The sequence below is a fragment of the Pseudomonas kulmbachensis genome (assembly GCF_963681935.1).
GTDB classification, from domain to species: domain Bacteria; phylum Pseudomonadota; class Gammaproteobacteria; order Pseudomonadales; family Pseudomonadaceae; genus Aquipseudomonas; species Aquipseudomonas kulmbachensis.
The window spans coordinates 4,963,807-4,985,454 of sequence record NZ_OY817088.1 but is presented as its reverse complement, the minus strand read 5'-3'; the positions used below and the strand labels follow the sequence as shown (position 1 = coordinate 4,985,454).

General features: G+C 57.9%; 18 protein-coding genes. 14 read left to right on the top strand and 4 right to left on the bottom strand.

All coding sequences use genetic code 11. From position 1 onward, the window contains the following. Positions 1-6: 6 nt before the first annotated feature. On the bottom strand, positions 7-2,430 hold the full coding sequence (locus tag U5A05_RS22725; RefSeq protein ID WP_425262915.1) for a penicillin-binding protein 1A: 2,424 nt from the start codon (positions 2,428-2,430) through the stop codon (positions 7-9). 206 nt (positions 2,431-2,636) lie between these two features. Between U5A05_RS22725 and pilM the strand changes: the two genes are divergently transcribed. The 11 genes from pilM (at position 2,637) to hemE (ending at position 17,548) form a co-directional block, all read left to right on the top strand. Continuing rightward, entirely contained in the window at positions 2,637-3,599 is a 963-nt protein-coding gene (gene pilM / locus U5A05_RS22720; protein WP_321834952.1) for a type IV pilus assembly protein PilM, read from the top strand. Continuing rightward, on the top strand, positions 3,599-4,165 hold the full coding sequence (locus U5A05_RS22715) for a PilN domain-containing protein (RefSeq protein ID WP_321834950.1): 567 nt from the start codon (positions 3,599-3,601) through the stop codon (positions 4,163-4,165). The genes pilM and U5A05_RS22715 overlap by 1 nt, the downstream gene beginning before the upstream one ends. Then, a complete protein-coding gene (locus U5A05_RS22710; RefSeq protein ID WP_321834949.1) occupies positions 4,162-4,785 on the top strand; it encodes a type IV pilus inner membrane component PilO in 624 nt (207 codons plus the stop codon). Before U5A05_RS22715 ends, U5A05_RS22710 begins: the two co-directional genes overlap by 4 nt. Next, positions 4,782-5,309: a pilus assembly protein PilP gene (locus U5A05_RS22705; protein WP_261740074.1), complete on the top strand. Its 528-nt coding sequence runs from the start codon at positions 4,782-4,784 to the stop codon at positions 5,307-5,309. Before U5A05_RS22710 ends, U5A05_RS22705 begins: the two co-directional genes overlap by 4 nt. A gap of 13 nt (positions 5,310-5,322) precedes the next feature. Next, the gene (locus U5A05_RS22700) at positions 5,323-6,657 is read left to right on the top strand and encodes a type IV pilus secretin PilQ (protein ID WP_321834947.1); all 1,335 of its coding nucleotides are present in this window, start codon (positions 5,323-5,325) and stop codon (positions 6,655-6,657) included. A 4-nt stretch (positions 6,658-6,661) separates the two neighbouring features. Continuing rightward, entirely contained in the window at positions 6,662-7,180 is a 519-nt protein-coding gene (aroK, locus tag U5A05_RS22695) for a shikimate kinase AroK (protein WP_261740073.1), read from the top strand. Between the two features lie 161 nt (positions 7,181-7,341). Then, entirely contained in the window at positions 7,342-8,442 is a 1,101-nt protein-coding gene (gene aroB, locus U5A05_RS22690) for a 3-dehydroquinate synthase (protein WP_261740072.1), read from the top strand. A gap of 10 nt (positions 8,443-8,452) precedes the next feature. Beyond that, a complete protein-coding gene (locus U5A05_RS22685) occupies positions 8,453-10,018 on the top strand; it encodes an SPOR domain-containing protein (protein ID WP_321834944.1) in 1,566 nt (521 codons plus the stop codon). 331 nt (positions 10,019-10,349) lie between these two features. Next, complete coding sequence (gene gltB / locus U5A05_RS22680) at positions 10,350-14,798, top strand: glutamate synthase large subunit (protein ID WP_261740070.1); 4,449 nt, start codon at positions 10,350-10,352, stop codon at positions 14,796-14,798. 33 nt (positions 14,799-14,831) lie between these two features. Next, entirely contained in the window at positions 14,832-16,250 is a 1,419-nt protein-coding gene (locus U5A05_RS22675; protein WP_261740069.1) for an FAD-dependent oxidoreductase, read from the top strand. Between the two features lie 230 nt (positions 16,251-16,480). Then, complete coding sequence (hemE, locus tag U5A05_RS22670; protein ID WP_261740068.1) at positions 16,481-17,548, top strand: uroporphyrinogen decarboxylase; 1,068 nt, start codon at positions 16,481-16,483, stop codon at positions 17,546-17,548. A gap of 60 nt (positions 17,549-17,608) precedes the next feature. Here hemE and U5A05_RS22665 read toward each other — a convergent pair whose 3' ends face one another. Beyond that, complete coding sequence (locus U5A05_RS22665) at positions 17,609-18,856, bottom strand: MFS transporter (protein WP_425262914.1); 1,248 nt, start codon at positions 18,854-18,856, stop codon at positions 17,609-17,611. Between the two features lie 153 nt (positions 18,857-19,009). Between U5A05_RS22665 and U5A05_RS22660 the strand changes: the two genes are divergently transcribed. Further along, on the top strand, positions 19,010-19,909 hold the full coding sequence (locus U5A05_RS22660; protein WP_261740066.1) for a LysR family transcriptional regulator: 900 nt from the start codon (positions 19,010-19,012) through the stop codon (positions 19,907-19,909). A 112-nt stretch (positions 19,910-20,021) separates the two neighbouring features. Here U5A05_RS22660 and U5A05_RS22655 read toward each other — a convergent pair whose 3' ends face one another. After that, a complete protein-coding gene (locus U5A05_RS22655; RefSeq protein ID WP_321834939.1) occupies positions 20,022-20,204 on the bottom strand; it encodes a DUF6124 family protein in 183 nt (60 codons plus the stop codon). A 409-nt stretch (positions 20,205-20,613) separates the two neighbouring features. Here U5A05_RS22655 and U5A05_RS22650 point away from each other — a divergent pair, with 409 nt between their 5' ends. Both U5A05_RS22650 and U5A05_RS22645 read left to right on the top strand, forming a co-directional pair. Beyond that, positions 20,614-20,919 (top strand): type II toxin-antitoxin system RelE/ParE family toxin, encoded by a 306-nt coding sequence (locus U5A05_RS22650; protein ID WP_261740064.1) that lies wholly within the window; start codon positions 20,614-20,616, stop codon positions 20,917-20,919. Continuing rightward, positions 20,916-21,122 carry a helix-turn-helix domain-containing transcriptional regulator gene (locus U5A05_RS22645; RefSeq protein WP_321834938.1) on the top strand — a complete coding sequence of 69 codons (207 nt, stop codon included), beginning with the start codon at positions 20,916-20,918 and terminating at the stop codon, positions 21,120-21,122. Before U5A05_RS22650 ends, U5A05_RS22645 begins: the two co-directional genes overlap by 4 nt. Before the next feature lie 70 nt (positions 21,123-21,192). On the opposite strand, the gene U5A05_RS22640 is transcribed toward U5A05_RS22645, so the two are convergent. Further along, positions 21,193-21,633, bottom strand: a complete 441-nt coding sequence (locus U5A05_RS22640; protein ID WP_321834937.1) for a hypothetical protein — start codon at positions 21,631-21,633, stop codon at positions 21,193-21,195. Positions 21,634-21,648: the final 15 nt, after the last annotated feature.

Below are 21,648 nucleotides of genomic sequence, written 5' to 3'. Positions count from 1 at the left end.
TCTTGGTTAGAAGAGGTCGATAGGTGCGCCATCATCGGCCGGCAGCGGGCTACCCGGCGCTACGCTGTTGCCCAGCTCGCTGTTGGTCGGTGGCGTGTCTTCGCTCTTGAACAACTCGAAGTAGGCGCCAGGCGTGCCGGGTGAAGCGATACGGCCGCTGGTAGGGTCGATCCGCAGGCTGAGGATGCCTTCGGGCTCGGCCTGGGTGTGAGCAGGTTTGCCTTTGAGCGCACCGCCCATGTAGGTCATCCAGATCGGCAGGGCCACAGTGCCGCCGTACTCGCGACGACCCAGGCTTTCGGGTTGGTCGAAGCCGGTCCAAACGGTGGTCACGTAATCGGCGTTGTAGCCGGAGAACCACGCATCCTTGGATTCGTTGGTAGTACCGGTTTTACCTGCCAGGTCGGTGCGGCCCAGCGCCAGAGCGCGACGGCCGGTACCTAGCTTGATTACGTCCTGCAGCATGCTGGTGAGAATGTAGGTGGTGCGACCGTCGACAATGCGCTCGGCTACCGCTTGTGTCTCTACGGTAGGCAGGCCGGGTGCAGCGTTGATGGTGTCGATGGTCAGCGCTGCAGCTTCTGGTGGCACGTCTTTGCTGGCGCCTTTAGGCACGCTTGGCGGGTTGGCCACGAACAGCGTGTCGCCGTTGCGGCTTTCGATCTTGTCGATCAAGTACGGCGTGATTTTGTACCCGCCGTTTGCGAGCGTGCTCCAGCCGGTGGCAATCTCCATTGGGGTCAAGGTTGCAGTACCCAGGGCCAGCGACAGATTGCGTGGCAGGTCCTGCTTGTTGAAACCGAACTTGCTGATGTAGTCGATGGTGCGATCTACGCCCAGGCTTTGCAGCAAGCGGATAGAGACCAGGTTACGTGACTTGTACAGCGCTTCACGTACACGGATCGGGCCGAGGAAGGTGTTGGTGTCGTTCTTCGGGCGCCAGACCTTGTCCAGATACTCGTCGACAAACACGATCGGCGCATCGTTGACCAGGGTGGCGGCGGTGTAGCCGTTGTCCAGGGCGGCGCTATAAATGAACGGTTTGAAGCTTGAGCCGGGCTGGCGTTTGGCCTGCATCGCACGGTTGTAGTTGCTCTGCTCGAACGCGAAACCTCCGACCAGCGAGCGAATGGCGCCGTTGTCCGGGTCAAGCGATACCAATGCGCCTTGTACCGTGGGCACTTGGCTGAACTTGTAGCTGCCATCGGTTTGCGGTTGTACGCGAATCAGGTCGCCGACTTGCACGACATCCGAAGGCTGTTTGGGCATTGGGCCCATGCTGTTGGTATTGAGGAACTTGCGCGCCCATTTCATGGTGTTCCACGAAACGTGGGCTTCGCCGGAGCGGGTCAGTACCTGCAGGCCGTCCTTGTCGACCTGGGTCACGATTGCCGGTTCCAGGCCGCTGATCGGCCGTTGCTTGGTCAGTTCGTGAGTCCATACAGCCAGGGTCTTGCCGGTAAAGCGCGACTCCGGGCCACGGTAGCCGTGGCGCTGGTCGTAGGCAATCAGGCCTTCATGAACAGCAGTGTTGGCCAGCTCCTGGAGGTTGCTTGGCACTGTGGTGGTGACGCGGAAACCTTCGGTATAAGCCTCGCTGCCGTAGCGTCCGACCATCTCGGCGCGGGCCATTTCAGCGATGTAAGGAGCGCTGACTTCGGGGGTTGGCACGTGGTAGCTGGCGTCGACAGGCTCTGCGATGGCGGCTTCGTAGCTGGCCTGGTCAATCTTGCCCAGCTTGTACATGCGGCCCAGGATCCAGTCGCGACGTTCTTTGCTGCGCACCGGATTGGCCAGCGGGTTAAAGCGCGAAGGGGCCTTGGGCAGACCGGCAATCATTGCCATCTGCGCCAGGCTGATGTCGCGGATCGACTTGCCGTAGTAAACCTGTGCCGCGGACTCGATACCGTAAGCGCGGTTGCCCAGGTAAATCTTGTTCACATACAACTCAAGGATTTCGTCCTTGGTCAGCTCACGTTCGATTTCCAGGGCCAGCAGGATTTCGTTGGTTTTGCGTGAAAAGCTCCGCTCGCTGGAGAGGAAATAGTTCTTCGCCACCTGCATGGTGATGGTGCTACCGCCTGATTGTATGTGTCCGCTTTTTACCAACTGGGTAGCGGCACGCATCAGGCTACTGGGATCGACCCCGTAATGATTGGCGAAGTTGTCATCTTCCGCGGAGAGCAGGGCATTGATGAAATTGGGCGGAATGTCGGCGAATTTGATCGGTGAGCGGCGCATTTCGCCAAACTCCGCGATCAATTTCCCGTCGCTGGTATAGACCCGCAAAGGAATCTGCAACTGGATGCTTCTCAACGACTCTACGGACGGCAAGCCAGGACTAAGATAGAGAAACGCGCCGCTCAACACGAGCAACAGCCCGCAGAATATGGCAACGAAAGACCACCCGAAAAACTTCAGCAGACGAATCAAGGCTTTTGGATTTCCAGATTAAGAAATGGGTTTGCACGTCAGGGTAGTGCGCAGTTGCGCCGGGTCGACGATACGGAAAAAAACGCCCGGCATTATAAGCATTTTTCGCTCATGAACGTCATGAGCCGCATGTCAGAACAGGTTTTGAACGGATCTCATTTTTTACCCTCCGTAAGTTACGGATTGCATTAGGGAAAACAAAAGTGCCCGGATTATTTCCTCAAGTACGCCATCGGTACGTAGGTATCGATATCAGCCCGCAAGCGATCAAGGTCGTCGAACTGAGCCGTTCGCAGGGTGCGTTCAAGCTGCAAGCCTATGCCATTGAACCGCTGCCAGCCGGGCTTGCGGATGATCAGACCGGCGCTGAGCCGAAAAGTGTCGTGCAAGTGCTGCTCAAGGCGTTGGCAGAAGCTGCAGTGGTGGCGCGTGATGCGGCAGTGGCGATCCCCGACGGGCGGCTCATCTGTAAAACCCTTGAGGTAGAGGCGGGCTTGAGCGAAGTCGAACTTGAACTGCATGTACGTCTTGAGGCTGAGCAATACGTGCCTTATGCCCTTGAAGACGTGGCGCTGGATTTCGAGGTTCAAGGCAATTCATCGAGTCATCCCGCGCGGGTTAACGTGCACATGGTGGCGTGCCGTCAGGAGGCACTTGAGTGGTATCGGTCGGTCTTGAGTGATGTTGGATTGAACCTGCGAGTGGTTGCTGTCCAATCCCATGCCATGGCCCGCGGTGTGGACGCCATGGTCTCTGGGCTGGCATTGCAGGGGGCGGTGGCGGTGGTCGACTGTGCGACCCACACAACTCAGCTGAGCATTGTGCAACAGGGCGAGGTGATCTACTCCCGCGAGCTGCTTTTTGGGCATGCCACTGCCGGGGTGCAAGCATTCCAAAGCACGCTCGTTCAACACCTGGAGCGCGGGCTTGAGCTGTTTGTCGAGTCCGGTATTAAAGGGGTGGTCAGCATGATTGTGCTGGCTGGCGAGGCAGTATCGAGTCCGGGGACAAGTCAGTGGGTCGAGGATCGGCTTGGCGTGCCGACACGCACCGCCAATCCCTTTTTGGCCATGAGCCTTAACCCCGCGCTCGCACCTGAAACCTTGCTTTGTCATGCCCCGGTGCTGTTGACTGCCTGCGGTCTGGCCTTGAGAGGGTTTGATTGATGGCAAAAATCAATTTGCTGCCCTGGCGCGCGTTGTTGCGTGAAAGGCGGCGCAAGCGGTTTTTGATGGTGTTGGCGGTCTTGTCGGTGGTGGCAGTGGCCGGAGTGTTTGCGGCTGACCATTTTATCGACGGTCTGGTAGAGCAGCAGCTGGAGCGCAATGACCTTATCCGCAGCGCCACGTTTCAGCTGGACGGTCGTGCGGAGCAAATCGACCAGTTGAAGGTGCGACGCGAGCAGTTGCTTGAGCGCATGCAAACAATCGGGATGCTGCAGAGCAGTCGCTCGAGCAGCGGGATCATTTTGGAGCAGCTAGCACGCAGTTTGCCGGATGGCGTGCATTTCACCGACGTGAAAATGACAGAGGGCAACATTGTGATCACCGGGGTTGCCCAGTCCAACAACCTGGTCGCGCAACTGATGCGAAATCTGGATGCTTCGCATTGGCTGGAAACCCCTGAATTGATCGACGTCAAGGCAGGTCCTGCTCACGATGGGGAACATGTGCGGCAGTTTCAGTTGACGGTGCGTGAAGCGCGGCATACGCCTGCTGGAGGTCAGTTGTGAACGCTGCTGACTGGCTGATGAGCTTGCGCAGTATCGACCTGCGGGAGCTGGATTTTGCAAGCGTGGGTGCGTGGTCCTCACGCCGCAAAACTGCTGTGGCGCTGCTGTGGTTGAGCCTGTTGCTGGTGCTGGGCTACCTCCTGTTCCTGCTGTCGTCGACTACCCGACTGCAACAGCAGGCTGAGGCTCAAGTCGCACTCAAAACTGCGTTTGAATCCAGGGTTGCACAGGTTGCGAACCTGGATGCCTATGTAATTCAACTGCACGATCTGGAAGCTGCTTTTAGCGCAATGCTGAAACAATTGCCTGCTCAGGCTCAGGTGCCCGGTTTGCTTGATCAGGTTTCGCAACTGGGCAAGGCAAATGGTCTGGTCATTGAACGTATCCAGTGGTTGCCCGAAGTACTCCAGCCGTTTTATGCCGAGTTGCCGCTACAGATGACCCTCGCTGGTGGCTATCACGAGTTGGGGCTCTTCGTCAGTGCCATGGCGAGCTTGCCGCGCATTGTCACCCTGCATGACTTCGCGCTTGCGCCGCTCAATGGTACTGGGGACGGCCAACTGCGTATGACACTGCTGGCCAGGACCTACCGCACCCACGATCAAGGACTGATCCCATGAGTGTTTGCGTTCGACTATTGGGCATCGGATTGCTGGCCGGGTTAGCCGGGTGTGATGGCGTACAGGATACGGTCGAACTCAAGAGGTATTTGCAGGCCGCGCAGGCGCTTCCGGGCAGCACCATAGTTCCTGTTCCCGGCGTCAAAGCTCCGCAGGTGTTTACGTACGAGGCGATGGCACTGCGTAACCCTTTTCAGGCTGCGCCTGGGGGTGGCGCTGGCAGTTGGCAGGTAAGCCTTGCCGGAGATGAGCTTGACGTTGGCCGGGCCAGGCAATTTCTGGAGGGTTTCGACCTTGAGCAATTCGAGATGGTCGGGACGCTGTCCAATGATCTGCAGGCTAACGCTCTGCTGCGGGCCAATGGTGTTATTCACCGGTTGAAAGTAGGCGATTATCTGGGCCGAAACAACGGTCAGATTGCCTCGATTGAAGCGACTTTCGTTGAAGTGTTTGAAGTGATTTCTGATGGTCAGGGCGGTTGGCTGGAAAGATCCCTGACTATCCCTTTGAAGCTGCAGTCTTAACGGATTAAACACCATGAAAAGGATTTTACCGGTCTGCGTACTGGCGCTATGGAGTGCGCTGAATTCGCAGTCAACACTGGCGCTGGTACAGGCTGCCCCCTCCTCAGTCGCCACGAACCCGCCGTATGTGGGCGAGAAAATGTCCCTGAACTTTCAGAATGTGGAAGTACGCACAGTGCTTCAGCTACTGGCAGATTTTACCGGGTTTAACCTGGTGGTCAGCGACGCCGTGCAAGGCAGCATTACGCTCAACTTGCAGGATGTACCGTGGGATCAGGCGTTGGATCTGGTACTTGAAAGCAAGGATTTGGGCAAACGCCTTGAGGGCAATGTGTTGCGCATAGCGCCTGCTGAGCACCTCGCGGCCCGCGCACAGCATGACCTTGCGCCTTTGCGTCGAGAGCTGGTGCAGGTCAATTACGCCAAGGCGGTAGATCTGGTCAGGTTGTTCCAGTCGGTGACCGCCACTCAGCCCGGTATCAACGGGCAGGGCACGATCACGGTGGATGAGCGCACCAATAACATCATTGCCTTTGAGTCGGGCGAGCGGCTGGATGAGTTACGGCGCATCGTGGCCCAACTGGATGTGCCAGTACGTCAGGTGATGATCGAGGCCAGGATTGTTGAGGCGGGCGTGGACTTCGAGAAAAGCCTGGGAGTGAGTTGGGGCGGGACCTTGCGTAGAGGCGGTAACTGGAATGCTGGCGGCATTACCCGGTCTGCTGCGTCAGGGGGGGCGCCTGACAACATGAGTGCGCCCTTTGTGGATCTGGGGGTTTCGGGCAATACATCGGGGTTGGGCATTGCCTTTATCACCAACAACGTACTGTTGGACCTGGAGCTGACGGCTATGGAAAAAACCGGCAATGGCGAAATCATCTCTCAGCCCAAAGTGGTTACTTCAGACAAAGAGACCGCCAAAATCCTTAAAGGCACCGAAATCCCCTATCAGGAGACCAGCGCAAGCGGGGCCACCTCGGTGTCGTTCAAGGAAGCGTCGCTGTCGCTGGAGGTGACGCCGCAAATCACCCCGGACAATAGCGTCATCATGGATGTCATCGTGACCAAGGATGAGCCCGATTACATGAACAGGATCCAGGATGTGCCACCAATCAAGAAGAACGAAGTCAGGGCCAAGGTGCTGGTCAAGGACGGTGAAACCATCGTGATTGGGGGAGTGTTCTCAAATACTCAAAGCAAAGTAATAGATAAAGTGCCATTTTTAGGCGATCTGCCGTATGTTGGCCAACTTTTCCGTAAAGACGTTGTCCTGGAAAAAAAATCCGAACTGCTGGTGTTCCTGACTCCGCGTATCATGAACAACCAGGCGATTGCTGTGAGTCATTGATTCTGTGCGAAATTTGATTCTTGTTGGGCCAATGGGGGCTGGAAAAAGCACCATCGGACGTTTGCTGGCCAAAGAGCTGCACCTGCCGTTCAAAGATTCCGATAAGGAAATTGAAGTGCGCACGGGTGCCAATATCCCGTGGATCTTCGATAAAGAAGGTGAACCGGGCTTCCGCGATCGTGAAACAGCCATGATCGTCGAGCTATGCCATGAAAATGGCATTGTGCTGGCGACCGGTGGTGGCGCGGTGATGCGTCCGCAAAACCGTCAGGCGCTCCGCAATGGCGGGCGCGTGGTGTACTTGCATGCCTCTATCGAACAGCAGGTTGCTCGTACCTCGCGGGACCGCAACCGGCCTCTGTTGCGCAACGCCAACCCGGAAAAAATCCTGCGTGATCTGTTGGCCCTGCGTGATCCGCTTTATCGAGAAATCGCCGATCTGGTGGTCGAAACCGATGAGCGGCCGCCGCGCATGGTGGTTCTGGATATTCTCGAGCGTCTGGCGCAGCTTTCTCCCCGGTAGCCGCTGACGAGGGACGAGGCTGCGACTACCAGGTACTGCGCAGGCCATTAAAGTGCGATACGAAATGCGCTATTCTCGGCGCCGGGCATGCATTTTACGGTATGCCATCACTTGATAATTGCGAAGCAGGCCGCCAGCGTCCTGCTTCAACGCGGGGATTCATGCAGACAGTGAAGGTTGATCTAGGCGAGCGTAGCTACCCGATTCATATTGGCGAAGGTTTGTTGGATCAGCCGCAGTTGCTGGCCCCGCATATCGCCGGTCGCCAAGTGGCGATTGTGACCAACTCAACGGTCGCGCCACTCTATCTTGAGCGTCTGACTCGCAGCCTCGCGCAGTTCTCGGTCGTACCGATTATCTTGCCTGATGGCGAATCGTTCAAAAATTGGGAAACCCTGCAGCTGATTTTCGATGGCCTGCTGACGGCGCGCCACGATCGACGCACCACCGTGATTGCACTGGGCGGCGGCGTGGTGGGTGACATGGCCGGTTTTGCCGCAGCCTGTTATCAGCGCGGTGTTGATTTCATCCAAGTGCCGACTACCTTGCTGTCCCAGGTCGATTCGTCGGTGGGCGGTAAAACCGGGATCAACCACCCGCTGGGTAAAAACATGATCGGTGCTTTCTATCAGCCCAACCTGGTGCTGATAGATACCCAGACCCTCAACACCCTCCCTGCCCGCGAACTGTCTGCGGGGCTGGCCGAAGTTATCAAGTACGGCCTGATTTGCGATGAGCCGTTCCTGACCTGGCTTGAAGACAACATGGACGCGCTGCGTGCGCTGGATCAGGTCGCCCTGACTGCCGCCATTCAACGCTCGTGCGCGGCCAAGGCTGAAGTGGTCGGCGCCGATGAGCGCGAGACGGGCGTGCGTGCCACCCTCAACCTCGGCCATACCTTTGGCCATGCCATCGAAACTCATATGGGTTACGGCGTATGGCTGCATGGCGAAGCCGTGGCAGCCGGCACCGTGATGGCGCTGGAAATGTCCGCCCGTTTGGGCTGGATCAGCGATGCAGAGCGTGATCGCGGAATTAGGATCTTTCAGCGTGCCGGCTTGCCTGTAGTGCCGCCCACCGAAATGACGCCAGCCGACTTCATGCAACACATGGCAGTTGATAAAAAAGTGATCGACGGTCGTATTCGGCTGGTGCTGTTGCGCCACATGGGCGAAGCCACAGTGACTGACGATTATCCACAAGAGGTTCTACAAGCCACGCTGGGTGCGGATTACCGCGCGCTGGCTCAGCTTAAAGGTTAATAAGATCCTGATGACTAGTTTGCATGCCGACGAGGCGTTCCTCGGTCACTTCCAGCTCAACCACGACCCCTTTGCACCACGGGTTCCGGGTTTCAAATTTTTCCCTGCCCAGCGCAAGCCGGTGCTTGGGCAATTGCACCACCTTGCCCGCTACAGCCAGTTGCTTTTAGTCGTTGCCGGCCCTGAAGGCAGCGGCAAGACTTTGCTGCGTCAGGCGTTGGTGGCAAGTACCAACAAGCAGTCGGTACAGAGCGTTGTGGTCTCGGCGCGAGGGGCTGGCAATGCTGCCGGTATCTTGCAGCAGGTGGCACAAACGCTGAACGTTGCGCGACCCGATGTGGGTTCCATTCTGGCGCAAGTGGTGCAATTGGCGCTGACCGGGCAAGAAGTCTACTTGCTGGTCGATGACGCCGAGCAGTTGGACGAGTCCGCGCTGCAAGCATTGTTGGCGCTGGCTGCGGGTGCGCCTGAAGGCCGTCCGCATGTGTTCCTGTTCGGTGAGCCGTCAATGATTGCCGGGCTTGAGGAACTGAGCGCTGATGAAGAGCGCTTCCATGTAATCGATTTGCAGCCCTATACCCTCGATGAAACCCGCGAGTATCTGGCTCAGCGTCTCGAAGGTGCCGGGGCTGGAATCGAACTCTTTAGCGCTCAGCAGATCTCAGATATACACGAGAGCTCCGAAGGCTGGCCTGGCACTATCAACCAGGTTGCCCGCGATGCGATGATCGAAGCCATGATTGCCAGCCGCTCAGCGGTCAAGCGTCCAAGTATGGGGTTCAAAATGCCGAAGAAACACGTATTGGCCATTGGTGCAGTAGTGGTAGTGGCCGTAGCTGCTGCCTTTTTGATTCCGGGTCGCAGCAAGGCGCCTACCGCGCCAGGTGCTGAACAAACACAATTGGGGCAAGCCTCGCCGAATAGCGGTGGCAAACCGTCGGTTGATTTCGCAGGCTCTTCCCAGCCGATGCCATTGCCGCTGGTTGGGCAATCGCAGCCGGTCATGCGCGGCCCGCTGGCAGAAGCAGCCGGTGGGATCGCGGAAGGCGACGATGGCGGTGTGCCTGCGGTTGACGGCGGCGTTGCTTCGCCACCTACCGTGACCACCACTGCGCCACCGGTTGGCGTGCCATCGGGCCCTGCGCCTGTGGCAGCACCGCGTCCAACCCCAGCACCCACCGTTGCTGTGGCCAAGCCTGCTCCGGTCGCCAAACCTGCCCCAGCCCCGGCCGCCAAGCCTGTGGTCAAGCCTGTCGAGAAGCCGGTCACCCTGGCCAAGGCCGCACCGGGCGGCAGTTGGTACTCCAGCCAGCCTGCCAACAACTATGTGGTGCAGATCGTAGGCACCAGCTCTGAAGCGTCTGCGCAAAATGTCGCTAAAGAACTGGGCGGTGACGCTCGCTACTTCAAGAAATCCTTGAATGGCAAGCCGCTGTACGTTGTCACCTACGGCAACTTCCTAAGCCATGCCGCAGCAACTGCGGCAATCAAGAACTTGCCAGCGAAGACACAGGCTGGTAAACCTTGGCCTCGCACTGTCGCCAGCGTTCAACAAGAACTGGCTGCAGCTCGCTGATGATCCGGCGACCTTACCCAGGTCGCCTTTCCAGCACTCCAACATTCCTGCTAGAGCATGCGGCTTTTGAGCCGTGTGCCTTGTGGTGTCTGCGCCGCGCGACGGTCAACATCAAAAAATGTTTTGACTAGCACGGCTAATCGCTTTAAACATTCACAAACGCGACATTAAATTTCATTTAATCGGCGCTAAATTTGTGAGCCTTTATGGCGGTGTGTAGAATGACCACCCTTTTGCCCCTGCCAAGCTGGCGTACGTTCAGCGTGGGGAGCAAGTGGTTGAATTAAAAGAAATTTGCCCCTTTTTGGGGCAGCCTGGTGAGAAAGTGTCTATGAAAGCAGGTCTGTACCACCCCGATGAATTCAAGGATAACTGTGGTTTCGGCCTGATTGCCCATATGCAGGGCGAACCTAGTCATACCCTCCTGCAAACCGCCATTGAAGCCCTGACCTGCATGACCCACCGCGGTGGGATCAACGCAGACGGCAAGACCGGTGACGGTTGTGGCCTGCTGATTCAAAAGCCTGATGTGTTCTTGCGCGCAACCGCCAAGGAACAGTTCGGCGCAGATTTGCCCAAGCAATACGCGGTCGGCATGGTGTTTTTCAACCAGGACCCGATCAAGGCCGAAGCGGCCCGCACTAACATGAACAGCGAAATCCTGGCGGCTGGCCTGCAATTGGTGGGCTGGCGCAAGGTGCCAATCGATACCAGCGTTCTGGGCCGTCTGGCACTGGAGCGTTTGCCGCAGATCGAGCAAGTGTTTATCGCAGGCGATGGCCTGAGCGATCAGGACATGGCGATCAAACTGTTCAGCGCCCGCCGCCGTTCTTCGGTGAGCAACGCGGCTGACACCGATCACTACATCTGCAGCTTTTCCCACAAGACCATCATTTATAAAGGCCTGATGATGCCGGCGGATCTCACCGCCTTCTATCCGGACCTGAGCGATGAGCGCCTGCAAACCGCAATCTGCGTGTTCCACCAGCGCTTCTCCACCAACACCCTGCCGAAGTGGCCGCTGGCTCAGCCATTCCGCTTTCTCGCCCACAACGGCGAGATCAACACCATCACCGGCAACCGCAACTGGGCCCAGGCCCGTCGCACCAAGTTTGCCAACGACCTGATCGGCGACCTCGACGAGCTCGGGCCGCTGGTTAACCGTGTGGGTTCCGACTCCTCCAGCATGGACAACATGCTGGAGCTGATGGTCACCGGCGGTATCGACCTGTTCCGTGGCGTGCGCATGCTGATTCCACCTGCGTGGCAGAACGTTGAAACCATGGACCCCGATCTGCGGGCGTTCTATGAGTACAACTCCATGCACATGGAACCGTGGGACGGCCCGGCTGGCGTAGTAATGACCGACGGTCGTTACGCGGTCTGCCTGCTCGACCGTAACGGCTTGCGCCCGGCGCGTTGGGTGACAACCACCAATGGCTACATCACCATCGCTTCGGAAATCGGCGTATGGGACTACAAGCCTGAAGACGTGATCGCCAAAGGCCGTGTCGGCCCTGGCCAGATCCTCGCCGTGGACACCGAAACCGGTCAGGTACTGGACACCGACTCCATCGACAACCGCTTGAAGTCGCGCCACCCGTACAAACAGTGGCTGCGCAAGAATGCCCTGCGCATCCAGGCCACCATCGACGACCATGACCACGGTTCGGCGTTTTACGACGTTGATCAGCTCAAGCAATACATGAAGATGTATCAGGTCACGTTCGAAGAGCGCGACCAGGTGCTGCGCCCGTTGGGCGAGCAAGGTTACGAAGCCGTAGGCTCGATGGGTGACGACACGCCAATGGCCGTGCTGTCCCAGCGCGTACGTACGCCATATGACTACTTCCGCCAGCAGTTCGCGCAGGTGACCAACCCGCCGATCGACCCGCTGCGTGAAGCCATCGTCATGTCGCTGGAGATCTGCCTCGGTGCCGAGCGCAACATCTTCCAGGAATCGCCGGAGCACGCCTCCCGTGTGATTCTCAGTTCGCCAGTGATCTCGCCTGCCAAGTGGCGCTCGCTGATGAACCTCGATCTGCCGGGTTTTGAGCGTCAGATCATCGACCTCAACTACGACGAAAGCGTCGGCCTTGAAGCGGCCGTGCGTAATATCGCCGATCAGGCCGAAGAGGCTGCACGCGCTGGCCGTACCCAGATCGTGCTGAGCGACCGTCATATCGCGCCGGGCAAGCTGCCGGTTCACGCCTCGCTGGCTGTGGGCGCTGTGCATCACCGTCTGACCGAGAAAGGCCTGCGTTGCGACAGCAACATCCTGGTCGAAACCGCGACCGCCCGTGACCCGCATCACTTTGCGGTGCTGATCGGTTTCGGTGCCTCGGCGGTGTACCCGTTCCTGGCCTACGAAGTGCTGGGCGACCTGATCCGTACCGGTGAAGTGCTGGGCGACCTCTATGAGGTGTTCAAGAACTACCGCAAAGGCATCACCAAAGGCCTGCTCAAGATCCTGTCGAAGATGGGCATCTCGACCATTGCCTCGTACCGCGGTGCGCAGCTGTTCGAAGCCATCGGCCTGTCCGAAGAAATTTGCGACCTGAGCTTCCGTGGCGTGCCAAGCCGCATCAAGGGTGCCCGTTTCGTTGACCTTGAAGCCGAGCAAAAACTGCTGGCGGCCGAAGCCTGGAGCGCGCGCAAGCCGATCCAGCAAGGCGGCCTGCTCAAGTATGTGCACGGTGGCGAATACCACGCCTACAACCCGGACGTGGTAGCTACCCTGCAAGCCGCTGTGCAGCAGGGCGACTACAGCAAGTTCAAGGAATACACCGCTCTGGTCGACAAGCGCCCGGTGTCGATGATCCGCGACCTGTTCAAGGTCAAGACCCTCGATACGCCGCTGTCCATCGACGACATCGAACCGCTGGACTCGATCCTCAAGCGTTTCGACTCGGCTGGTATCTCGTTGGGCGCACTGTCGCCAGAAGCCCATGAAGCCCTGGCCGAAGCCATGAACCGTTTGGGCGCACGCTCCAACTCCGGTGAAGGCGGCGAAGACCCTGCGCGTTACGGCACCATCAAAAGCTCGAAAATCAAGCAAGTGGCCACTGGCCGTTTCGGTGTAACCCCGGAATACCTGGTCAACGCCGAAGTGCTGCAAATCAAGGTGGCCCAAGGCGCCAAGCCGGGCGAGGGCGGGCAACTGCCAGGCGGCAAGGTCAACGGTCTGATCGCCAAGCTGCGTTATGCCGTACCCGGCGTGACCCTGATTTCGCCACCGCCGCACCACGACATCTATTCCATCGAAGACTTGTCGCAGCTGATCTTTGACCTCAAACAGGTCAATCCGAAAGCGCTGGTATCGGTGAAGCTGGTAGCTGAAGCGGGCGTAGGCACCATCGCTGCTGGCGTGGCCAAGGCCTATGCCGACCTGATCACCATCTCCGGCTATGACGGCGGCACTGGCGCATCGCCATTGACCTCCATCAAGTACGCGGGTGCACCGTGGGAGCTGGGCCTGGCTGAAACCCACCAGACCCTGCGCGGCAACGACCTGCGCGGCAAAGTGCGGGTACAGACCGACGGCGGCCTGAAAACCGGCCTCGACGTGATCAAGGCGGCGATCCTGGGTGCTGAAAGCTTCGGTTTCGGGACTGCACCGATGATTGCGCTGGGTTGCAAATATCTGCGTATTTGCCACCTCAATAACTGCGCTACCGGCGTTGCGACCCAGAACGAATCGCTGCGTAAAAACCACTACATCGGCACCGTCGACATGGTGGTCAACTTCTTCACCTACGTGGCCGAAGAAACTCGCGAGTGGCTGGCCAAGCTGGGCGTGCGCACTCTCGAAGAGCTGATCGGGCGTACCGACCTGCTGGAAATTCTGCAGGGCGAAACCGCCAAACAGCACAACCTGGACCTGACGCCCCTGCTGGGCAGCGACCATATCCCGGCCGACAAGCCACAGTTCTGCCAAGTAGAGCGCAACCCGCCATTCGACAAAGGCCTGCTGGCCGAGAAGATGGTCGAGCTGGCGACTTCAGCCATCAACGACATGAGCGGTGCCGAGTTCTCGCTCGATATCTGCAACTGCGACCGTTCGATCGGTGCCCGTATCTCGGGTGAAATCGCCCGTGCCCACGGCAACCAGGGCATGGCCAAAGCACCGATCACATTCCACTTCAAAGGCACTGCAGGTCAGAGCTTTGGTGTGTGGAACGCCGGTGGTTTGAACATGTACCTGCAAGGCGATGCCAACGACTACGTAGGCAAAGGCATGACTGGTGGCAAGCTGGTGATAGTGCCGCCAACAGGCAGCATTTACAAAACCCAGGACAGCGCGATTGTCGGCAACACCTGCCTGTACGGAGCAACCGGCGGCAAATTGTTTGCGGCTGGTACGGCGGGTGAGCGTTTCGCGGTGCGTAACTCCGGTGCTCACACCGTGGTTGAAGGCACAGGCGATCACTGCTGCGAATACATGACAGGCGGTTTCGTCTGCGTATTGGGCAAAACCGGTTACAACTTCGGCTCGGGCATGACCGGCGGTTTCGCCTACGTGCTGGATCAGGACAACACTTTCGTCGACAAGGTTAACCACGAACTGGTGGAAATCCAGCGGATCAGTGGCGAAGCGATGGAGGCCTACCGTAATCACCTGCAACACGTGCTGGACGAATACGTTGAGGAAACCAACAGCGAGTGGGGTCGCAACCTCTCGGAAAACCTCGATGACTACCTGCGTCGGTTCTGGATGGTCAAGCCTAAGGCTGCCAGCTTGAAATCGTTGCTTTCCAGCATCCGTGCCAACCCGCAGTGATATGCGCCTGAAAAGTTTGATGAGGTTTTAACCATGGCTGAACGTCTGAGTAACGACTTCCAGTTCATCGATGTCGGGCGCAAAGATCCGAAGAAGAAACTGTTACGTCAACGCAAAAAAGAGTTCGTGGAAATTTACGAACCCTTCAAACCCCAGCAGTCTGCCGATCAGGCTCACCGCTGCCTGGGTTGCGGCAACCCGTACTGTGAATGGAAATGCCCTGTGCATAACTTCATTCCCAACTGGCTCAAGCTGGTGGCCGAGGGCAATATCCTCGCTGCCGCTGAGCTGTCGCACCAGACCAACACCCTTCCCGAAGTGTGTGGCCGGGTGTGCCCGCAAGACCGCTTGTGCGAGGGTGCTTGCACCCTGAACGACGGTTTTGGCGCAGTGACCATCGGCTCGGTCGAGAAATACATCACCGATACCGCGTTCGCTATGGGCTGGCGCCCGGACATGTCCAAGGTGGTGCCGACCGGTAAACGTGTGGCGATCATCGGCGCGGGCCCTGCGGGCCTGGGCTGTGCCGACGTGCTGGTACGTGGCGGCGTGACCCCGGTGGTCTTCGACAAGAACCCGGAAATCGGCGGTCTGCTGACCTTCGGTATCCCGGAGTTCAAACTGGAAAAAACCGTACTGAGCCACCGTCGCGAAGTGTTCACCGGCATGGGTATCGAGTTCCGTCTCAATACCGAAATCGGCAAGGACATCAGCATGGAACAGCTGCTGGCCGAATACGACGCGGTCTTTATGGGCATGGGCACCTACACCTACATGAAAGGTGGTTTTGCCGGTGAAGACCTGCCGGGCGTGCACGATGCGCTGGATTTCCTGATCGCCAACGTCAACCGCAATCTGGGCTTTGAAAAGTCGCCGGAAGACTTCGTCGACATGAAAGGCAAAAAAATTGTGGTGCTCGGTGGTGGCGACACGGCCATGGACTGCAACCGCACTTCGATTCGCCAGGGCGCCAAATCGGTGACCTGTGCCTATCGTCGTGACGAAGCCAACATGCCGGGCTCGCGTAAAGAGGTGAAAAACGCCAAGGAAGAGGGCGTTAAATTCCTCTACAACCGTCAGCCGATCGCCATTGTTGGTGAAGGCAAGGTTGAAGGCGTGAAGGTTGTCGAGACCCGTCTCGGCGAACCGGATGCCCGTGGCCGTCGTAGCCCGGAGCCGATTCCGGGTTCCGAAGAGATCATCGCGGCAGACGCCGTGATCATCGCGTTTGGCTTTCGTCCGAGCCCGGCGTCATGGTTCGACCAGTTCGAGATCCAGACCGACAGCCAGGGCCGCGTGATTGCGCCCGAGCAGTCGCAGTTCAAGCACCAGACCAGCCACCCGAAGATTTTTGCCGGTGGTGACATGGTGCGCGGATCTGACCTGGTGGTAACCGCGATCTTCGAAGGCCGTACTGCGGCTGAAGGGATCATGGATTACCTGGGCGTCTAGCCCAATCCCCCTGTGGGAGCGGGCTTGCCCGCGATGGGATCAACTCGGTCTGCTGATCAATCGAGTTATCTGTATCGCGAGCAAGCCCGCTCCCACAGTTGTTTCACGGTGTTGCCAAATACGGCGTTACACCGCGACAAATCGCCCCGATAGATAAAAGGCACGGCACTTGCCGTGCCTTTTGCGTCCGTCTCTGAGAAAATGCCCCCACTTTTTTCACGGATGCTGACATGACTGTTCTCAAGAATGACCGTTTCCTTCGCGCTTTGCTCAAGCAACCCGTAGACGTAACGCCTGTCTGGATGATGCGTCAGGCCGGTCGCTACCTGCCGGAGTACCGTGCCAGCCGCGCCAAGGCCGGCGATTTCATGAGCCTGTGCAAGAACGCCGAATTCGCCTGTGAAGTCACCATGCAGCCTCTGGACCGCTTCCCGCAGCTGGATGCGGCCATCCTGTTCTCCGATATCCTGACCATCCCCGATGCCATGGGCCAAGGCCTGTACTTCGAAACTGGTGAAGGTCCACGCTTCAAAAAAGTCGTCAGTACCTTGGCCGACATCGAAGCGCTGCCGATTCCTGATCCACAAAAAGACCTTGGCTACGTGATGAACGCAGTCAGCACCATCCGCAAGGAACTCAATGGTCGCGTGCCGCTGATCGGCTTCTCCGGCAGCCCGTGGACTTTGGCCACCTACATGGTCGAAGGCGGCTCGTCCAAGGACTTCCGCAAAACCAAGGCCATGCTCTACGACACCCCGCAAGCCATGCACTTGCTGCTCGACAAGCTGGCGCAGTCGGTGACCTCGTACCTCAACGGCCAGATCCTGGCCGGTGCGCAAGCGGTACAAATTTTCGATACCTGGGGCGGTAATCTGTCGTCGGCGGCCTATCAGGAATTCTCCTTGGCCTATATGCGCAAAATCGTCAGCGGCCTGATCCGCGAGCACGAAGGTCGCAAAGTGCCGGTCATTCTGTTCACCAAAAACGGTGGCCTGTGGCTTGAAAGCATTGCCGACGTTGGCGCTGACGCGTTGGGCCTGGACTGGACCTGCGACCTGGGCGAAGCCCGCAAGCGTGTGGGCAGCAAGGTTGCGCTGCAAGGCAACATGGACCCGACCGTGCTCTACGCCAACCCGGAAGCGATCCGCACCGAGGTCAAGCGCATCCTGGCCAGCTACGGCAACGGTTCGGGCCATGTGTTCAACCTGGGTCACGGCATCACCCCGGAAGTGAAGCCTGAACATGCTGGCGCCTTTATCAGCGCCGTGCATGAATTTTCGGGGCAATATCACCAGTAATCTGGCGGTATAAAAAAAGCCCGGTTCTCATTCACGAGAACCGGGCTTTTTTGTGGGCGATCAGGCGTTTTTGCTATTGCCTGGCAACACGGGCAATTTGGCCAGGTGCAGCGCCACCAGCAGCGCAACCACCAGCAAACCGCCGATAAACAGGCCGATACCGTTCCAGCCCGCAAGGTGCCAAAAAACGCCGCCCAAGGTCCCGGCCACACTCGACCCGGCGTAATAACTGAACAGGTACAACGACGAGGCCTGCCCCTTGGCCTTGGTCGCGCGGCGGCCAATCCAGCTACTGGCCACCGAGTGCGCGCCGAAGAAGCCGAAGGTGAACAGCAGCATGCCGATCACCACGAAGGCGATGGGTTCGAGCATGGTCAGTGCGATCCCTGCCAGCATCAGCACAATCACTGCCCACAGCACTTTGCGTCGTCCCAGTCGGTCGGCCAGCGCGCCAATCTGCGCCGAGCTGTAAATACCCGACAGATAGACAATCGACAGCAAGCCGACCACGGCCTGATTCATGTTGTATGGATCGGCCAGCAGGCGATAGCCGATGTAGTTGAACAGCGTCACAAAGCTGCCCATCAGCAAGAACGCTTCCAGAAACAGCCACGGCAAACCGGCATCGCGAAAGTGCATGGTGAAACCGTCCAGCAGGCTGCGCGGGTTCATGGCCCGTGGGCGGAAGTTGCGCGATTCGGGCAGGATTTTCACAAACACCATAGCTGCGACCAGCGCCAGAGCGCCGATCACCAACATCGCCGTGTGCCAACTCACAAAGTCGATCAACACACCGCTGATCAAGCGTCCGCTCATACCGCCAATCGCGTTACCGCCGATGTACAAACCCATCGCCAGGCCGATGTGTTGCGGGTGAATCTCCTCACTCAAGTAAGTCATCGCCACTGCCGCCAGGCCGCTGAGCGACAAGCCCACTAGCGCCCGTGTAATCAGCACTCCTTCCCAGGTCGGCATCATTGCGCTGAGCAAGGTAAACGCAGCAGCGGAAAACAGCGCAAACACCATCACTTGCTTGCGCCCGAAGGCATCGGAAATCGGCCCGGTAATCAGTAAGCCAATAGCCAACATCGCCGTGGCCACCGACAGAATCAGACTGCTTTGCGCCGCGTTGATTCCGTATTCATGGGACAGCACCGGCATCATGGGTTGCACGCAATACAGCAGCGCAAAGGTCGCAAAGCCGCCCGAGAACAGCGCCAGCACCGTGCGCATAAACATCGGTGTGCCTTTCTCGATAAACACGTCATTGAGTTGAGCGACAACATCATCCAGCGCCGAAGGCGGGATTTCGTGGGCGAGTGGGGCAACAGCAGTTTTCACGAGGGACCTCAAAAAAGCGTAAAGCCGAGCGGCAATGGCAAAAGAATATAGGTGGCTAACGATTCTTTCCAATATATTGTTCGACCTGTTTGATAGGTTTTACGACTTAATGGAGTCTCTATGGAACTGCGCCATTTGCGCTACTTCATTGCCGTCGCCGAAGAGCTGCACTTTGGCCGCGCCGCCCAATTGCTGGGCATCTCGCAACCCCCACTAAGCCAGCAGATTCAGGCGCTGGAGCAGGAACTGGGGGCGCGGCTTTTCGACCGTACCAACCGCCGGGTTGAACTCAGCGAAGCGGGGCGGTTGTTTCTGGAAGAGGCGCGTCTGGTGTTGGCTCAGGTCGACAAAGCTGCCGATGTGGCGCGCCGTGCGCAATTGGGCGAGTTGGGCGAGTTGAAGATCGGCTTCACCTCATCGGCGCCGTTCAACTCCAGCATTCCCCAGGCGATCTTTGCGTTCCGTCAGGCCTTCCCGGCGGTGCATCTGAACCTCAAGGAAATGAGCAGCCGCGAAGTCGCCGAAGGCTTGGTGGATGAAAGCATCGAAGTCGGAATTATGCGTCCACTGGTGTTGCCTGAGTCGTTGAGCTCCGTGGAGTTGTTTCGTGAGCCGCTGGTGGCGGTGATTCGTGCCGATCACCCATTGGCCGAAGGCAGCGAGCAAGGCTTGCAACTGGCGGCGTTGGCGGACGAGCCGTTTGTGTTCTTTGCGCGCAGCTATGGCAGCGGGCTGTATGCGCAGTTGCTGAGCCTGGCACGGGCGGCGGGTTTCAGCCCGCATATGTCGCAGGAGGCGGGCGAGGCCATGACCATTATCGGTCTGGTATCGGCGGGTTTGGGGGTGTCGGTGCTACCGGCGTCGTTCCAGCATATGCGTATCAAGGGCGTGGTCTATCGACCGCTGCTTGACCCGGACGCCAACACGGCAGTGTGGTTGGTACAGCGCAAGGGCAACAACTCACCGATGGCAAATGCGTTTGCGCAGTTGCTGACACGTAAAACCGTGGCAAGGGTCTAGCGGATTGAGCTTTTGTGGGAGCGGGCCTGCCCGCGATTCAGGTGACCCGGTTAATCGGCATACCGCGTTGATGCCATTGCGAGCAGGCTCGCTCCCACCATTGATACTGCGTTTACCCGGCCAACAACTTATCCACAGATGTTTTGACCTGCCCAAGCAAATGCACCACCGACAGCGCCACATCGCGGTTAAGGCCGTGCAAGTTATCGGCCGACGCATACGCCGTGGCAATGGCGCAACGCAGCAGCTCTTCGGTGTGTTCGATGGTTTGTTCGTATTCGGGTGTGTGAGTCATGGCGCAGTTCCTTAGTTGATTAAGAGCTGACGCCATTTGCTTGCACACAAAGAGGGTGGCAGCTGTACGCGGGTGTGCAAGACCGGTCGAAAGGAACTGAATCCCGGCAGGCCAGAAGACCTCCCACGTACAGCCGCCATAAAACAGAGTTTTTAGGCAGTGATAATCCATGTTCCTAACTCGATTCGGACTTGCACGTCCGGTCACCCATGGGGGATGACGTACCGGAGGCTAGCGATCGAAAGAGACAGGCGCAAGGCCCAAGGATTCTCTAGGAATCGTCCTGCGAATGAAAGGGATCGCTCTCGCGCAGTGGCACCGATGGCTGATTTAATAAAATGGGATTTCTGACGAAAGGGAGTGTAATCAGCTGATTCTTCAGGTGTAGCCTTAGGTTTACCTTTTGCGAATGATTGAAATTATTCGCAGTTCAACATTTTCTCGTTGGCTTTCAGACGTGCCCGACCGTCGAGCACGAGCGCGTATTTCGGTCAGGATTGATCGAATGGCTGAAGGACATTTGGGGGATACAAAGTCGATTGGAGCTGGGCTAAAAGAAGCACGAATCGATTACGGCCCTGGTTACCGGCTGTACTTTATGCAGCATGGTCATCAATGGATCGTTTTATTGTGCGCTGGAGACAAAAGCAGTCAAGTCCGTGATATCAAACAAGCTCGGTTGATTGCCAAAGCGTATAAGGAGAATGACTTGTGACTGAAAAATTCACGCGTTGGGACAGCACCGAATTCCTCAAGACTGAAGAAGATATTGGGTACTACCTTGAAGCTTGTATGGACGAAGCTGGGGATGACCCTGCCTTTATCGCCAAGGCGCTTGGGAAGGTTGCCAAGGCGCGTGAGACTCTGAGGATCCTGGGCAACCAGCCATCGCAGAGCCGGACAGACACCGTGCGATGACAAGCCAGTCTGTTTGCAAACAAGGCGCCGAAAGGCGCCTTTGTCATTTCTGGCGTTTGAACGTTGTGGCTTACAACGGTTTTGCCAACGCTGATTCCGACAACTGGCGGGCTGTGCGTTCATTCTGGTGATCTTTCAACTCACGCACGATGCCTTTGTCCAGCAGGCGTACCCAGCGGATGTAGTTCTTGTGGATCTTGCCGTCCTTGTAGTCCAGGCCGCTGCTGTCGCGGTAGGCGATCTGGTAATGGTTGGCGCTGTACGGAATGTCGATTTCGGCGTGGTATTGCTCGCGCACGGTAATTTGCGCCTGCACCAGCTGCGAGGTGATTTTTTGCACTGTCCAGCCACGGGCCACCAGGGTTTTGACAATGGCCTGTTGCATCTGTGCACGGTCGCTCTGGATCGAGGCGTGCAGTGTGCGATCCGGGGTGAGCATGCGTTTGCTGCTGCACGACACGGTGGTCAGCAACGCCAGGGCAATCAGGGTAACGCGTAGCAAGTAAGTCATGGTGGGATCCTGGAA

Coding starts and splice junctions, on each gene's coding strand:
- U5A05_RS22715 (WP_321834950.1), top strand. CDS start 3,599: ATGGCAAAAATCAATTTGCTGCCCTGGCGCGCGTTGTTGCGTGAAAGG.
- U5A05_RS22705 (WP_261740074.1), top strand. CDS start 4,782: ATGAGTGTTTGCGTTCGACTATTGGGCATCGGATTGCTGGCCGGGTTA.
- U5A05_RS22700 (WP_321834947.1), top strand. CDS start 5,323: ATGAAAAGGATTTTACCGGTCTGCGTACTGGCGCTATGGAGTGCGCTG.
- aroB (WP_261740072.1), top strand. CDS start 7,342: ATGCAGACAGTGAAGGTTGATCTAGGCGAGCGTAGCTACCCGATTCAT.
- U5A05_RS22685 (WP_321834944.1), top strand. CDS start 8,453: ATGACTAGTTTGCATGCCGACGAGGCGTTCCTCGGTCACTTCCAGCTC.
- gltB (WP_261740070.1), top strand. CDS start 10,350: ATGAAAGCAGGTCTGTACCACCCCGATGAATTCAAGGATAACTGTGGT.
- U5A05_RS22675 (WP_261740069.1), top strand. CDS start 14,832: ATGGCTGAACGTCTGAGTAACGACTTCCAGTTCATCGATGTCGGGCGC.
- hemE (WP_261740068.1), top strand. CDS start 16,481: ATGACTGTTCTCAAGAATGACCGTTTCCTTCGCGCTTTGCTCAAGCAA.
- U5A05_RS22660 (WP_261740066.1), top strand. CDS start 19,010: ATGGAACTGCGCCATTTGCGCTACTTCATTGCCGTCGCCGAAGAGCTG.
- U5A05_RS22655 (WP_321834939.1), bottom strand. CDS start 20,204: ATGACTCACACACCCGAATACGAACAAACCATCGAACACACCGAAGAG.
- U5A05_RS22650 (WP_261740064.1), top strand. CDS start 20,614: ATGATTGAAATTATTCGCAGTTCAACATTTTCTCGTTGGCTTTCAGAC.
- U5A05_RS22640 (WP_321834937.1), bottom strand. CDS start 21,633: ATGACTTACTTGCTACGCGTTACCCTGATTGCCCTGGCGTTGCTGACC.